Here is a 14,511-nt window from a genome sequence, read left to right as displayed (position 1 = left end):
GGGAGTGAGACCGAGTCGTCATCAAGCCTTTTGATTTCGACGCGGCCATTGTGCATTGCACCCCACGCAACCGGGTCCTCCACCGGTGTTCGAAGGGGATTTCGACATGACCACCCAAGCCAAGCTGCGCAACAGCGCCGCCTTCGGCGTACTCCTGCTGGCCGCCGCCGTCGCGGCCCCGGCCTTCGCCCAGGACGCGCCGACCGCCCTCGACGACGTGATCGTCACCGCCCAGAAGCGTTCGGAAAACATCCAGGACGTTCCCGTCTCGGTCGCCGCCGTTTCGGGCGAGAAGCTGCAGTCGATCTTCGCCGCCGGCGAAGACGTGCTCGCGCTCTCCAGCCGCGTTCCGGGCCTCTATGTCGAAAGCTCCAACGGCCGGGCCGCCCCGCGCTTCTACATCCGCGGCCTGGGCAACGCCGACTTCGACCTGGCCGCCTCGCAGCCGGTCTCGGTGATCATGGACGACGTCGTCCTCGAGAACGTCGTGCTGAAGAGCTCGCCGATCTACGACATCGACCACGTCGAAGTCCTGCGCGGCCCGCAAGGCACCCTGTTTGGCCGCAACACCACCGCCGGCATCGTCAAGTTCGACACCGTCAAGCCGAGCGAAGAGTTCAAGGCCAACGGCTCGGCCACCTACGGCACCTACGGCTCGACAACCTTCGAAGGCGGCGTCGGCGGCGCGATCGCGCCGAAGCTCGCCTTCCGCGTCTCGGGCCTCTACCAGCACCGCGACGACTACATCGACAACACCTTCACCGGTGTGAAGAACGCCATCGGCGGCTATGACGAAAAGGCCGCCCGCCTGCAGATCCTGGCCTCGCCGGGCGAAAACACCGACGTTCTGTTCAACGCCCACACCCGCTCGCTGGACGGTACGGCCGCGATCTTCCGCGCCAACATCCTCACCAAGGGCAGCAACGAGATCAATTCGAACTTCGACCGCGACAAGGTCAACTTCAACGGCGGCGGCGGCAATAATCAGAAGTACGACGTCAGCGGCACGTCGCTGAAGATCGACCACGACTTCGGCGGCGCCAAGCTGACCTCGATCAGCGCCTATGAAGGCGGCAAGGGCTTCAGCCGCGGCGACATCGACGGCGGCGTCGGCGCCCTGAACCCGGGCGTGATCCGCTACGACTCCGACACCCAGGACAGCATCAAGCTCGAGCAGATCTCGCAGGAAGTGCGCCTGGCCAGCGACACCGACGGCAAGCTCGCCTGGCAGGTCGGCGGCTACTACTTCAAGTCGGACTTCACGGTGACCACCGACGCCGGCTTCAACAAGGCCGCCGTCCGCCACAAGAACACCGCCTGGGCCGTGTTCGGCCAGGGCTCCTATCAGGTCTCCGACGCCCTGAAGGTCACGGCCGGCGTCCGCTGGACCGACGACGACAAGGACATGGACGTGGTCGGCACCACGACCACCGTCTCGGTCTCCGACAGCCAGGCCAGCTGGGACCTGTCGGCGTTCTACGCCGTCAACGACGACGTCAGCCTCTACGCCAAGGTCGCCCGCGGCTTCCGCGGTCCGTCGATCCAGGGCCGCGACGTGGTGTTCTTCTCGGCCCCGTCGGTGGCCCAGTCGGAAACCATCCTGTCGTGGGAAGCCGGCGTGAAGAGCGAACTGCTCGAGCGTCGCCTGCGCCTGAACGGCGCGGTCTACACCTACACCATCGACGACCCGCAGTTCACGGCCGTCGGCGGCCTGACCAACACCACCATGCTGCTGAACGCCAAGAAGGGCGAGGCCTACGGCTTCGAACTGGACGGCGAGTTCAAGGTCACGCCGAACCTGCTGGTCACGGCCGGCTACAGCTACAGCCACACCGAGATCAAGGACTCCGGCCTGCTGGTCGCGCCCTGCGGCTCGGGCATGTGCACCGTCACCGACCCGCTGGTCGGCGGCCTGGCCAAGGTGGACGGCAACCCGTTCCCGAACGCTCCGGAATACATCCTGAACTTCTCGGCCCGCTACAACGTGCCGGTCGGCGACGGCGGCGAGCTGTTCGCGGAAACCGACTGGTTCCGCCAGGGCTACACCAACCTGTTCCTCTACGAGAGCAAGGAATTCTACAGCAAGAACACCTTCGAGGGCGGCCTGAAGCTGGGCTACGGCCGCACCGACGGCGCCTACGAGGTGGCGGTGTTCGCCCGCAACATCACCAACGAGGTGAACCTGCGCGGCGCCATCGACTTCCACAACCTGACCGGCTTCGTCAACGAGCCGCGCGTCGTCGGCATCTCGCTGAGCGCCCGCCGCTAAGCGACGTTACGACGACTGAAAAAGACGGCCCGGGCGTTGCAAAACGCCCGGGCCGTTGTCGTTTTTGACATGCTCCCGCCGTCGCCAGCGGCTAGAGTGGTCGGCTTCCCGGCGTCATAAAAAGCGCTTGCAGAACAACGATAAGAGTCCCGCCTACCGATGACGACCAAGATCATCTTCGACACCGATCCGGGCATCGACGACGCCATGGCCCTGCTGTTCATCGAGGCGAGCCCGGCGCTCGACCTGGTGGCCGTGACGACCGTGTTCGGCAACGCCGACATCGACACCACCACCCGCAACGCCCTCTATCTGAAGGACCGCTTCGGCCTGACCGCGCCGGTGTTCAAGGGCACCGACAAGCCGCTGTCGCGCCCGCGCAATCCCTCGCCGACCTTCGTGCACGGCGAGAACGGCCTGGGCGATGTCGAGCTGACCGGCCTGGTCGCGGCGGAGCCCGAGGCCAAGCCGGCCCACCAGGCGATCGTCGACCTGGCCCGCGCCAACCCCGGCGAGATCACCCTGGTCGCCGTCGGCCCGCTGACCAACCTGGCCCTGGCGCTGGAAGCCGATCCCGAGGTCGCCACCCTGCTCAAGGGCGTGGTGATCATGGGCGGGGCCTTCGCCGTCGCCGGCAAGCCGGGCAACGTCACCCCCGTCGCCGAAGCCAACATCTGGAACGATCCGGAAGCCGCAGACCGCGTCTTCACCGCCCCGTGGCACGTCACGGTCATCGGCCTGGACGTCACCACCCAGGTGATCATGAGCCCCGACTTCATGGAGGCGCTGGAAGCCTCGGCCGGCCCGGCGGGCCAGTTCCTCAACGCCATCTCCAAGCCCTATGCGGCCTTCTACGGCAGCCGCGACGGCATCGTCGGCTGCTGCGTCCACGACGCCGCCGCCGTGGCCTATGTCATCGACGAGAGCCTGTTCGAGGTCCGCCGCGGCTCAGTCCGCGTGGTCACCGAGGGCATCGCGCTCGGCCAGACCCTGCAGAAGGTGGAAGGCGAGCTCTACGGCCCCTCGGCCTGGGACGACCAGCCGATCCACAGCGCGGCGATCGCCGTGGATGCTGACCGCCTGCTGGCGCTGTACGCGCGGACGATGAACGGGGTGGTGGGGTCGTAAGAAAAGAACCTCCCCCTCTGGGGGAGGCGACCGCGCAGCGGTCGGTGGGGGGAGTTCGGCCAATGCTTCGGCGGCTGAAAACGTCCCCCCACCGTCGCCTTCGGCGACACCTCCCCCACAGGGGGAGGTTCCTGTTTTCAGGGCTCGGCTACTTCCGATGCCGCTCCACCCCGGCCAAGTACGTCCGCGCCACCACCCGGTCATCCCCCAGCACGGTCAACGCGAACAGCCGGTCCTCCAGCCCCTTGGCGGCCGCCAGCCGGCGCGCCAGCAGGGGCGTCGCGGCGAGATCCAGCACCAGGAAGTCAGCCTCCTTGCCGGGGGCGAGATTGCCGATCCGGTCGTCCAGATCCAGCGCCCGCGCCCCGCCTAGCGTGGCCAGGTACAGCGCCTGGAACGGGTCCAGCGCCGCGCCCCGCAGCTGTCCCACCTTGTAGGCCTCGCCCAGGGTGTGGAGGATCGAGAAGGTCGTGCCGGCTCCGACGTCGGTGCCCATGCCCACCTTCACCCCGTGCGCGCAGGCCTCGTCCAGCGGGAACAGGCCAGACCCCAGGAACAGGTTCGAGGTCGGGCAGAAGGCCACCGCAGCGTCCTTCGCCGCCAGCCGCTGGAACGCCTCGCCCTGCAGGTGGACGCAGTGGGCGAAGACCGACCGCTTCTGAACCAGGCCGAACCGCTCGTAGACGCCCAGATAGTCGGTCGCGCCGGGAAACAGCTGGGCGGTCTCGTCGATCTCGCGCGGGTTTTCCGACAGGTGGGTCTGCATCCAGACGCCAGGGTGCTCAGCGAGCACCTGCCCGGCCATCTCCAGCTGGGCGTCGGTGCAGCTGATGGCGAAGCGCGGGGTGACGGCGTAGCCGAGGCGCCCCTTGCCATGCCAGTCGGCGATCAGGCTTTCCATGTCGGCACGCGCGGTCTCGACGTCGTCCATCAACCCCAGAGGCGCATTGCGGTCCATCAGGGTCTTGCCGGCGATCAGCCGCATGTCGCGCGCATAGGCCTCGGCGAACAGGGCGTCGACCGAGCCCTTGTGCACCGAGCCGAACACCAGGGCCGTGGTCGTGCCGTTGCGCAGCAACTCGTCGACGAAGAAGCCTGCGGCCTCCTTCGCGTGATCCGGATCGGCGAAGGCCGCCTCGGCGGGGAAGGTGTGCTGCTCCAGCCAGTCGAGCAGCTGCGCGCCATGGGCGGCGACGATGTCGACCTGCGGGAAGTGGATGTGAGTGTCGATGAAGCCTGGCGTGATCCAGCAGCCGCTCAGGTCCTCGACCGGCACGTCGGCATAAACCGGCGCGAGCTCGGCATGGTCGCCGCAGGCTACGACGCGGCCGGCGTCGACGACCAGCAGGCCGTCGGCGTGGAAGGCGACCGCCTCCCCGCTCTTGGTCGGATCATCCAGGAGATGGAGGATCGACGCCCTAAACGCTTGCACTCTGGTCCTCGTCGTTGCTGGCTTGAGCGGCTTCCAGCCGCATCAGCAGGTCGGCGGCCACCGAGACGGCGATCACCTCGGGCGCCTTGCTCTTCAGGCCCGGCAGGCCGATCGGGCAGGTCAGGCGGTTCAGCGTCACCGCCGAAAAGCCGTCGTCGCGCAGCCGGTGCATGAACCGCGCCCGCTTGGTCTTCGAGCCGATCAGGCCGAGATAGTCAAAGCCGCCGCCGGCCAGCCCGGCCGAGGCCAGGGCGTAGTCCAGGGCGTGGTCGTGGGTCAGGATCAGGCCGTAGGCGTCGGCCGAAGCCCCCATGGCCAGGGCGGCCAGCTCGGCCGGTTCGCGCACAGTCACGCCGGGAACCTCGGCCGCCTCGGGCCGGCTGTCGTACCAGCCGAGCTTGAACGGCAGGGGCGCGAAGGCCCTCGCGATCGCCTGGCCCACATGGCCGGCGCCGAACAGCAGCAGCGGCCGGCGCGGGGCCTCGCTACGCTCGACCAGCTCGTCGCCCAGGTCGGGCCGCTTGCCGCGCGCCGCCGCCGGCGCGCCGGCCAGGCGCACGGCCGGCGGGTCGGTATCGAGCGCCGCGATCGGGGCGATGGTCTTGGTCAGCAGGCCCGGGTCGAAGTGGGTGCGCAGCTCGAACGGCTGGTCGGCGTCCATCCGCCGGGCGGCCTCGGTCAGCCAGTCGCGGCTGGCCGCCTCGACCCGCTCGATCATCAGCCGCACCCGGCCGCCGCAGCACTGGGCCAGCAGCGGTCCGAGCGGGTAGTCCTGGATCGCGAAGGCGGCCTGGGATCCGACCAGCATCCGCCGCGCCTGGTTCGTCGCCTGGTGCTCCAGATTGCCGCCGCCGATCGTGCCCGACTGCCCGCCCTCCCAGACCACCATCTTGGTCCCGGCCTCGCGCGGCGCCGAGCCCTCGGTGGCGAGTACGGTGACCAGGGCGGCATGGTCGTCGGCGTCGAGCCGTGACAGGGCTGCGCGGGCCCAGTTCTTGTGGGTCGCCAGCAATCTAACCTCTCCCATGGGACAGGGTCAGGAAACGCGCCCTACCCATCGGCCCGCCGTCTCACGTCCTCGACCGCCATCAGCACCGCCTCCGGCGTCGCCGGCGCGTCCAGGTTCGGCATCACCCGATGCTCCCCGGCCGCCGCCACCGCCCGGGTGATCGCCGAGAACACCGAGATGCCCAGCATCAGCGGCGGCTCGCCCACGGCCTTGGAGCGGTGGATGGTCGGCTCGGCGTTGCGGCCGGGCTCCCACAGGGCGACGTTGAGCACACGCGGCCGGTCGCCCGCCGTCGGGATCTTGTAGGTCGAGGGGGCATGGGTCTTCAGCACGCCCTTGGCGTCGTAGACCAGTTCCTCGGTGGTCAGCCAGCCCATGCCCTGGATGAAGCCGCCCTCCACCTGGCCAAGGTCGATGGCCGGGTTCAGCGAGCGGCCCACGTCGTGCAGTATGTCGGCGCGCAGCACCTTGGTCTCGCCGGTCAGGGTGTCGATCACCACCTCGCTGCAGGCCGCGCCATAGGCGAAGTAGTAGAACGGCCGCCCGCGATGGGTCTTGCGGTCGTAGGTGATCTTCGGCGTGGCGTAGAAGCCCGTGGCCGACAGCGAAATCCGGCCGATATGGGCAGCCCGGCACAGCTGACCGAAGCCGACCAGCTCGGCCCCGATCCGCACGCCCTCGGGGGTGAACGCCACCTCCTCGGCGGGCACGCCCCACTTGCCGGCCGCGAACTCGACCAGCCGGGCCTTCAGCGTGTTGGCCGCGTCCAGCACCGCCATGCCGTTGAGGTCCGCGCCCGACGAAGCGGCCGTGGCCGAGGTGTTGGGCACCTTGTCGGTGGTGGTGGCGGTGATCTTCACCCGATCAAGTGGAACCTGGAACGCCTCGGCGGCGACCTGGGCGACCTTGATATAGAGCCCCTGCCCCATCTCGGTGCCGCCATGGTTCAGCATGATCGAGCCGTCGGCATAGAGATGGACCAGCGCCCCGGCCTGGTTCAGGTGGGTGGTGGTGAACGAGATGCCGAACTTCACCGGCGTCAGGGCCAGGCCCTTCTTGAGGATCGGATTGGCCGCGTTGAAGGCGTCCACCGCCCGCTGGCGGGCGTCGTAGTCGCAAGACCGCGCCAGATCCTCGATCAGCTGCGGCGCGACGTTGTCCTCGACCACCTGGTAGTAGGGCGTCAGGTTCCGCCCGCCATCCCCGTAGAGATTGCGCCGACGCACCTCCAGCGGATCCAGCCCCGTCGCCTGGGCCACCGCGTCCATCACCCGCTCGATCGCCGCCATGCCCTGCGGCCCGCCAAAGCCCCGGAAGGCGGTGTTGGAGACGGTGTGGGTGCGATAGCGGTGCGAGACGATCTCGACCGCCGGCAGGTAGTAGGTGTTGTCGACGTGGAACATCGCCCGGTCGTTGATGGCCGGCGAAAGATCCGTCGTCGCCCCGCAGCGCGAGGCCAGCTCCAGCTTGATCCCCAGCAACCGGCCCTCGTCGTCGAAACCGACGTCGTAGCCGACCTCGAAGTCATGCCGCTTGCCGGTCATGACCATGTCTTCGTCGCGGTCGGGCCGGCACTTGGCCGGGCGGCCGGTCTTCACCGCCACGAGGGCCGCGGCCGCCGCGAACAGCGAGGCTTGCGTCTCCTTGCCGCCGAAGCCGCCGCCCATTCGCCGCACCTCGACGATCACGGCGTGGCTGGGCCGGCCCAGCACGTTGGCGACCAGGTGCTGCACCTCGCTGGGATGCTGGGTCGAGCACCAGACGTGGACGTCGCCCTCCTCGCGCGGCGTCGCCAGCGAGGCCTGGCCTTCGAGATAGAAGTGGTCCTGGCCACCGATGGCGTGGCGGCCCTGGATGCGGTTGGGCGCGGCGGCCAGGGCCGCCTGCGCGTCGCCGCGCGCCATACGCTGGCTGGCCTCGATCTTCAGGTCCGCCGCCGCCGCATCCGCGATGGTGATCGCCGCCGGCAGGTCCTCGTAGTCGACCACGGCCTTGGCGGCGGCCGCCCGCGCCGCGGCGATCGAGGTCGCCGCCACCGCGAACAGGCTCTGGCCCACGCAATAGACCTCGCCGTCGGCGAACAGCTTGTCGTCGTGGATCACCGGGCTGACGTCGTTCTCGCCGGGAATGTCGGCCGCCGTCAGCACGCAGACCACGCCGGGGGCGGCGCGCACGGCGTCCAGGTTCATCGACACGATCCGCGCATGGGCCTTGGTGCTCATGCCCAGATGCACGTGCAGCGTGCCCGGCGGCTCGGGCAGGTCGTCGACATAGATCGCCGTGCCCGTCACATGGCGCAGGGCGCTGTCGTGCGGAACCGAGGCGTGGACGCCCTGGAACGGGGTGACGTTTAGCGAAGCGCCGGAATCAGCCATACGCCGCCTCCGCCAGCACGCTGGTCGCCACGCCCGGCTGGGCGCTTTCGAGGAAGGCGCGGATCAGCAGGTTGCGCGCCGTGGTCGCCCGATAGGCGGCCGAGGCCCGCATGTCCGACAGCGGCGTATAGTCCTCGTCCAGCCTGGCGGCGGCGGCCTCGACGATCTGCCGCGTCCAGGCCTGGCCGACCAGGGCCGCCTCGCAGGCGCTAGCCCGCTTGGGCGTGCCGGCCATGCCGCCGAAGGCGATGCGCGCCGCGCTGACCACGCCGTCCACCACCGTGATGGCGAAGGCCGCGCAGACCGCCGAGATGTCCTGGTCGAAGCGCTTGGACAGCTTGTAGACCTTGAAGATCTGCCCCTCCGGGCCGCGCGGCACGATCACCGCCTCGACGAACTCGCCCGGCTGGCGGTCCTGCTGGCCATAGGCGACGAAGAAGTCCTCCAGAGGGATCTCGCGCACCTGCTCGCCCCGACGCAGCACCAGGGTGGCGCCCAGCGCGATCAGGGCCGGCGGCATGTCGCCGATCGGCGAACCGTTGGCGATGTTTCCGCCGATCGTGCCGCTGTTGCGCACCTGGGTCGACCCCAGCCGCCGCATCATGTCGCCCAGGCTGGGATAGCGGCCGGCCAGGGTCTCCAGCGCATCGACATAGCGAACGCCGGCGCCGATGCGCAAAGCGTCGCCGGCGCGGGTGATGGCTTTCAGCTCCGGCACGCGGCCGATGTCGATCAGGATCTGGGGCGGCTTCCTCAGCTTGGTCACCCACAGGCCGACATCGGTCGCCCCGGCCACGAAGGCCGCGTCCGGATTGGCCTCGGCGGCGGCCGCCAGCTTCGAGAGGCAGCGCGGCGCCAGCCAGCGGCGGACCACGCCCCGGATCGGATCGTCATAGGCGACGCTGAGCATGGTCTCGCGCTGGATCGCCCGCAGCGGCGCGGCCACGTCCGGCGCGGCCTCGCGCACCACCTCGCGCGCGGCCTCCAGGATGGGGCCATAGCCGGTGCAGCGGCACAGGTTCCCCGCCAGCACGTCCTCGACCGGCGCCCCCGCCCCGCAGGCGCCGACGGCCCGGCCGTACAGCGACATGACGATGCCCGGCGTGCAGAAGCCGCATTGCGAGCCGTGCTTGTCGATCATCGCCTGCTGCACGGGATGAGGTTTTCCGGCGCATCCGCCGCCCGCGCCTTCACAGGCCAGGCTCTCGACGGTCATCACCGCCTTGCCGTCCAGCATCGGCAGGAACTGGATGCAGGAATTGACTGCTCGCCAGCGCACCGCCGCGAGGTCGTCGCCCGTGGTCAGCTCGCCGACCAGCACGGTGCACGAGCCGCAGTCGCCCTCGGCGCAGCCTTCCTTGGTTCCGGTCCGGCGCAGCGGTCCGCGCAGGTGCTCCAGCAGGGTGGCGGTCGGATCGACGCCGGCCGCCTCCTGCACCTGGCCGTCGAGCAGGAACCGGATCGTCCCGCCCATCTCAGCTGCCTCTATAGGTCGAATAGCCGAACGGCGAGACCAGCAGCGGCACGTGGTGGTGCTGGGTCGGATCGGCCACGGAGAAATCGATGGTCACCACATCGAGGAACGGCGGGTCGGAGACCTTGGCCCCGCTGGCGGCGAAATAGGCGGCGACGTCGAACTCGATGCGATAGCCGCCGACCGCCAGGGCCTCGCCCTCGACCAGCCGCGCGCGGCCGTCGGCGTCGGTCTCCACCGTCTTCAGCAGCACCGGCGCGCCCTCGCCCCGGCGGTAGACGCGCAAGGCCACCCTGGCGGCCGGCTGGCCTGCGGCGGTGTCGAGGATGTGGGTCGTCAGGCCGCTCATGCTGGGTCCTGCGGGGTTGGGGTCATCATACGCTCTTTCACCTCTACTTCAGAGGCTGGAACCTGGACCGCCGACTGTCCAGCCTCGGCGCGACGGACGCCTGCGCCGCGAGCCCGATCGCCCGCCCAGGCGGCGACCGGCGCCCGCCGATTGAGCGTATATAAGTCTTTTATTACTTACCAGCCGCGCCCGATCCCCGTCCGCCCGGCGCCTGACGACGGCAAAGCGGCGTAGAATCGCAAAAAATGGTCGGCGGACGCTGCGTAAGGTTGGAAAAGCGCGGCCAACCCCGTTAGCAACACCGGCAGACGGGCCGCGCGCGCGCTCCAGGACGGAGGGCGCATCAAAGAAGACGGCCCGCGCCACAGCGCTGCGCAGAACAGGACCGATCGATGGACGAGGATTTCCGTAAAGCCGCCCTGGACTACCACCGGCTGCCGCGGCCCGGAAAGCTGGCCATCGAGGCCACCAAGCGGATGGCCACCCAGCGTGACCTGGCCCTGGCCTACTCCCCCGGCGTCGCCGCACCGTGCCTGGCCATCGCCGAGGATCCGGACCTGGCCCGCGACTACACCGCTCGCGGCAACCTGGTCGCCGTGATCTCCAACGGCACCGCCGTGCTGGGCCTGGGCGACATTGGCCCGCTCGCCTCCAAGCCGGTGATGGAAGGCAAGGCCGTCCTCTTCAAGAAGTTCGCCGGCATCGACGTCTTCGACATCGAGGTCGACGCCAAGGATCCCGACCGCTTCATCGAGGTGGTCGCGGCGCTCGAGCCCACCTTCGGCGGCATCAACCTCGAGGACATCAAGGCCCCCGAGTGCTTCATCATCGAGCGCAAGCTGCGCGAGCGGATGAACATCCCGGTCTTCCACGACGACCAGCACGGCACCGCCATCGTCTGCGCCGCCGCCGTCCGCAACGCCCTGCTCGTCCAGGGCAAGCAGCTGAAGGACGTCAAGCTGGTCACCTCGGGCGCCGGCGCCGCCGCGCTCGCCTGCGTCGACCTGCTGGTGTCGATGGGCCTGCCGGTCGAGAACGTCACCCTCACCGACATCAAGGGCGTCGTCTATGCCGGCCGCGAGCCGGACATGCCCGACAACATGGCCCGCTACGCCCGCCCGACCGACGCGCGCACCCTGCCCGACGTGCTGCCCGGCGCCGACATCTTCCTCGGCCTCTCGGCCCCGCGCGTCTTCAAACCCGAATGGCTGCCGCTGCTGGCCGAAAAGCCGCTGATCCTGGCCATGGCCAATCCGGACCCGGAGATCCTGCCCGAGCTAGTCTATGCCGACCGTCCCGACGCCATCATGGCGACCGGCCGCAGCGACTATCCCAACCAGGTCAACAACGTCCTCTGCTTCCCGTTCATCTTCCGCGGCGCGCTCGACGTCGGCGCCTCGGAGATCAACGAGGCCATGAAGGTGGCGGCCGTCGAGGCCATCGCCGAACTGGCCCGCGCCGAGGCCAGTGAGGTCGTCGCCAGCGCCTATGGCGGCGCGGCCCCGATGTTCGGCTCGCAATACATCATCCCCAAGCCCTTCGATCCGCGCCTGATCCTGCAGATCGCCCCGGCCGTGGCCCGCGCGGCCATGGACACGGGCGTCGCCACCCGGCCGATCGCCGACTTCGACGCCTACCGCGCCGAGCTGGAGCTGTTCGTCTACCGCTCGGGCCAGCTGATGCGGCCGGTGTTCGAGCGCGCCCGCAAGGCCACCAAGGCCCAGAAGGTCCGCGTCGCCTATGCCGAGGCCGAGGACGAGCGCGTGCTGCGCGCCGTCCAGACCGTGGTCGACGACGGCCTGGCCGCGCCGGTGCTGATCGGTCGTCGCGACGTCATCAAGGCCAAGGTCGCCGAGATGGGCCTGCGCCTGGATCTCGGCGGCGCCGTCGAGATCCTCGACCCGGGCGCCGACCGCGAGGTGTTCGCGCCGCTGGTCGGCCAGTACCAGGACCTGGTCGGCCGCCGGGGCGTGCCGCCCCTGGCTGCCGAGCGCCGGGTGCAGGGCCGCCGCACCGTGGCCGCCTCGATGCTGCTGCAGACCGGCCAGGTCGATGCGGCCCTCGTGGGCGGCAGCGGCGACTGGTGGCAGCACATGACCTATGTCCTGCCGATCATCCCCAAGCGCGAGAACGTCGGCCGGGTCTACGCCATGTCGTCGCTGATCCTCGACAACGGCACGCTGTTCTTCTGCGACACCCACGTCAATGTCGACCCGACCGCCGAGCAGGTGGCCGAGATGACCCTGCTGGCCGCCGAGTCGGTGCGCCGCTTCGGCCTGACACCCAAGGCCGCCCTGCTGTCGCACTCCTCGTTCGGGGCCTCCAACTCGCCGACCGCTCGCAAGATGCGCGAGGCCCTGGCCATCGTCCGCGACAAGGCCCCCGAGCTCGAGGTCGACGGCGAGATGCACGCCGACGCGGCCCTGTCCCAGGCCCTGCGCGACCGCCTGGTCGGCGACAGCACCCTGAAGGGCTCGGCCAACCTGTTGGTCATGCCGACCCTGGACGCGGCCAATATCGCCCTGACCCTGCTGACGGCCGCCACCGAGGCCCTGCTGGTCGGCCCGACCCTGCTGGGCATGAGCCGCCCGGTGCAGGTGCTGACGCCCAGCGTCACCGCCCGCGGCATCGTCAACATGACCGCCGTGGCCGTGAACCAGGCCGCCGCCGAACGGGCCGCCGCCCAGGCGGGCTGAGAAGGCGCGCCTGTTCATCCCAGCCCGCACGGGCCGGGACGAACAGGCGCAACCTGCATTCGACAGGCAGAGCAAGCCCTGTAAGCTGACGACGCGACGACGATGGCGCTGCGGGATCGCCGCTTGCCCATCGTCCGATCCAGCCTTCCTCCCAGCACAGGGCCCGCCGTGTCGCTCGAAGCCACCGACCTCACCCCCGATCTCGAAATCCTCGACGCCTTCCTGATGTCGGAAGGCGTTCCCGACAGCACCCTGACGCTGAGCGAACTCGACGGCTTCCTGACGGGCGTGGCGGTCGGGCCGGAATTGGTCATGCCCGCCGAGTGGCTGCCGCTGGTCTGGGGCGGCGCCGAGCCGCCGTTCGCCGATGAACTCGAGGCCCAGAAGGTTCTCGGGGCCATCATGAACCGCTACAACACGATCCTTCGGGGTCTCGGGGCCCGCGTGCTCGATCCCATATTCCTCGAAACCGAGACCGGGGAGATCATTGCCTCCGACTGGGCCGAAGGCTTTGTGATGGCGGTCAGCCTGCGCTACGCGGCCTGGGACAGGCTGTTGAGCTCGGAAACCGACGGCCACCTGCTGACGCCTCTCCTGGCGCTGTGCGCCGACGAGGACGGCGAGCGCCTCGTCGAGCTGCCCGCCGAGATCGTGGAAGAGCTTTTCGCCAACGCCGACCAGTTTGTGCCGGAAACCGTTCTGCGGATTCACGCCTTCTGGCGGAACGCGAACCCACGATCGGGCATGCCGAAGACCGGGCGCAACGAAGCCTGCCCGTGCGGTTCTGGGCGCAAATTCAAGAAGTGCTGCGGCGCGCACTGAACGTCCGCCGCAGGACCGCGATGACGCCAACCACAGATGCGAAAAAGCCCCGCCGGAACCCGCTCCTGTCGCAACGACAGAAGCGAGGTCCCGACGGGGCCTAATTCGCCAGGTCGGCAGACGGCCGGACGCTCCGCGCCCGGCCGAAAGACCGATCCCTTAGAGGATGCGCAGGTTGCCGGCCGAGGTCTTGCCCGAGCGACGGTCCTGTTCCAGTTCGTAGCCGACTTGCTGGCCTTCGTTCAGGCCGCGCAGGCCGGCGCGCTCGACGGCCGAGATGTGCACGAAGATGTCGCCGCCGCCGTTGTCCGGCTGGATGAAGCCGAAGCCCTTGGTGCTGTTGAACCACTTCACAACGCCGGTGCCGGCTTCGCCGCCACCGCCACCGCCGCCGTAGCCGCCGCCGCGCGGGGCGTCATAGCCGCCGCCACGGGGAGCGTCGAAGCCGCGTTGCGGACGACGCGGCGCGCCGCCGGCCGGGGCCGCGCCATGGCCGGTCACGCGCAGGTTGCCGGCCGAGGTCTTGCCCGAGCGGCGGTCCTCTTCCAGCTCGTAAGCCACTTGATCGCCTTCGTTCAGACCCGACAGGCCCGAACGTTCAACCGCGGCGATGTGGACGAACACGTCCTGGCCGCCGTCCTCGGGCTGAATGAAGCCAAAGCCCTTGGCCGGGTTGAACCACTTAACGACACCGTTCGCCATCTTATCCTCAAAACCTCATTCGACGGGCCAATTGCCGGCCCGCGTCCTTCCACGGCAAGTCATGACGCAAAACTGCGGCACGCGCTACGCCCTTTGCACGGAGAATCTCGATGGGAAGTGGCCACAGGCCAGAAAAATTCGCGCGCGGAGGCTCAGCTGTCGCCAGAATGCCACTATGAGTGGTAGACGCGGGCGCGAAAAAAGGCCGATACGGACGTATCGACCTTCGTAAATGACGGATCTGCCTGCGAGAAG

At 69.2% G+C, this 14,511-nt stretch carries 10 protein-coding genes and 1 pseudogene; 4 read left to right on the top strand and 7 right to left on the bottom strand.

Going from position 1 to position 14,511, the window contains the following annotated elements; genetic code table 11:
• The first annotated feature begins 106 nt into the window (after positions 1-106).
• Complete coding sequence (locus I4Q42_RS24910) at positions 107-2,269, top strand: TonB-dependent receptor (protein ID WP_198578802.1); 2,163 nt, start codon at positions 107-109, stop codon at positions 2,267-2,269.
• A 159-nt stretch (positions 2,270-2,428) separates the two neighbouring features.
• Positions 2,429-3,397, top strand: coding sequence for a nucleoside hydrolase (locus tag I4Q42_RS24905; protein ID WP_198578801.1), 969 nt, complete (start codon positions 2,429-2,431; stop codon positions 3,395-3,397).
• A gap of 148 nt (positions 3,398-3,545) precedes the next feature.
• Here I4Q42_RS24905 and guaD read toward each other — a convergent pair whose 3' ends face one another.
• Genes guaD through uraH form a run of 5 tightly spaced genes read right to left on the bottom strand, consistent with a single transcriptional unit; the run spans position 3,546 to position 10,036 of the window.
• A complete protein-coding gene (guaD, locus tag I4Q42_RS24900) occupies positions 3,546-4,829 on the bottom strand; it encodes a guanine deaminase (RefSeq protein ID WP_198578800.1) in 1,284 nt (427 codons plus the stop codon).
• On the bottom strand, positions 4,816-5,838 hold the full coding sequence (gene xdhC, locus I4Q42_RS24895; protein ID WP_232793430.1) for a xanthine dehydrogenase accessory protein XdhC: 1,023 nt from the start codon (positions 5,836-5,838) through the stop codon (positions 4,816-4,818). The genes guaD and xdhC overlap by 14 nt, the downstream gene beginning before the upstream one ends.
• A gap of 41 nt (positions 5,839-5,879) precedes the next feature.
• Positions 5,880-8,213, bottom strand: coding sequence for a xanthine dehydrogenase molybdopterin binding subunit (xdhB, locus tag I4Q42_RS24890; RefSeq protein ID WP_198578798.1), 2,334 nt, complete (start codon positions 8,211-8,213; stop codon positions 5,880-5,882).
• A complete protein-coding gene (xdhA, locus tag I4Q42_RS24885; RefSeq protein WP_198578797.1) occupies positions 8,206-9,687 on the bottom strand; it encodes a xanthine dehydrogenase small subunit in 1,482 nt (493 codons plus the stop codon). The genes xdhB and xdhA overlap by 8 nt, the downstream gene beginning before the upstream one ends.
• A gap of 1 nt (position 9,688) precedes the next feature.
• Positions 9,689-10,036 (bottom strand): hydroxyisourate hydrolase, encoded by a 348-nt coding sequence (gene uraH / locus I4Q42_RS24880; protein WP_198578796.1) that lies wholly within the window; start codon positions 10,034-10,036, stop codon positions 9,689-9,691.
• Positions 10,037-10,428: 392 nt separating this feature from the next.
• On the opposite strand from uraH, the gene I4Q42_RS24875 reads away from it, so the two are divergent.
• Complete coding sequence (locus tag I4Q42_RS24875) at positions 10,429-12,732, top strand: NADP-dependent malic enzyme (RefSeq protein ID WP_198578795.1); 2,304 nt, start codon at positions 10,429-10,431, stop codon at positions 12,730-12,732.
• A 168-nt stretch (positions 12,733-12,900) separates the two neighbouring features.
• Positions 12,901-13,554, top strand: a complete 654-nt coding sequence (locus I4Q42_RS24870) for a UPF0149 family protein (RefSeq protein WP_198578794.1) — start codon at positions 12,901-12,903, stop codon at positions 13,552-13,554.
• A gap of 159 nt (positions 13,555-13,713) precedes the next feature.
• On the opposite strand, the gene I4Q42_RS26265 is transcribed toward I4Q42_RS24870, so the two are convergent.
• Positions 13,714-13,908, bottom strand: coding sequence for a cold-shock protein (locus tag I4Q42_RS26265; protein ID WP_233245359.1), 195 nt, complete (start codon positions 13,906-13,908; stop codon positions 13,714-13,716).
• A 144-nt stretch (positions 13,909-14,052) separates the two neighbouring features.
• A pseudogene (locus I4Q42_RS26260) lies at positions 14,053-14,256 on the bottom strand (cold-shock protein); the annotation flags it as partial.
• Positions 14,257-14,511: the final 255 nt, after the last annotated feature.

The sequence above is a fragment of the Caulobacter hibisci genome, from assembly GCF_016135805.1.
Lineage (GTDB): Bacteria > Pseudomonadota > Alphaproteobacteria > Caulobacterales > Caulobacteraceae > Caulobacter > Caulobacter hibisci.
The sequence above is the reverse complement of the archived record's forward strand: the minus strand, read 5'-3'. Positions and strand labels throughout refer to the sequence as shown.

Bases quoted from the DNA above. Each gene is read 5' to 3' on its own strand.
- I4Q42_RS24910 (WP_198578802.1), top strand. From the start codon at position 107: ATGACCACCCAAGCCAAGCTGCGCAACAGCGCCGCCTTCGGCGTACTC.
- I4Q42_RS24905 (WP_198578801.1), top strand. From the start codon at position 2,429: ATGACGACCAAGATCATCTTCGACACCGATCCGGGCATCGACGACGCC.
- xdhB (WP_198578798.1), bottom strand. From the start codon at position 8,213: ATGGCTGATTCCGGCGCTTCGCTAAACGTCACCCCGTTCCAGGGCGTC.
- xdhA (WP_198578797.1), bottom strand. From the start codon at position 9,687: ATGGGCGGGACGATCCGGTTCCTGCTCGACGGCCAGGTGCAGGAGGCG.
- uraH (WP_198578796.1), bottom strand. From the start codon at position 10,036: ATGAGCGGCCTGACGACCCACATCCTCGACACCGCCGCAGGCCAGCCG.
- I4Q42_RS24875 (WP_198578795.1), top strand. From the start codon at position 10,429: ATGGACGAGGATTTCCGTAAAGCCGCCCTGGACTACCACCGGCTGCCG.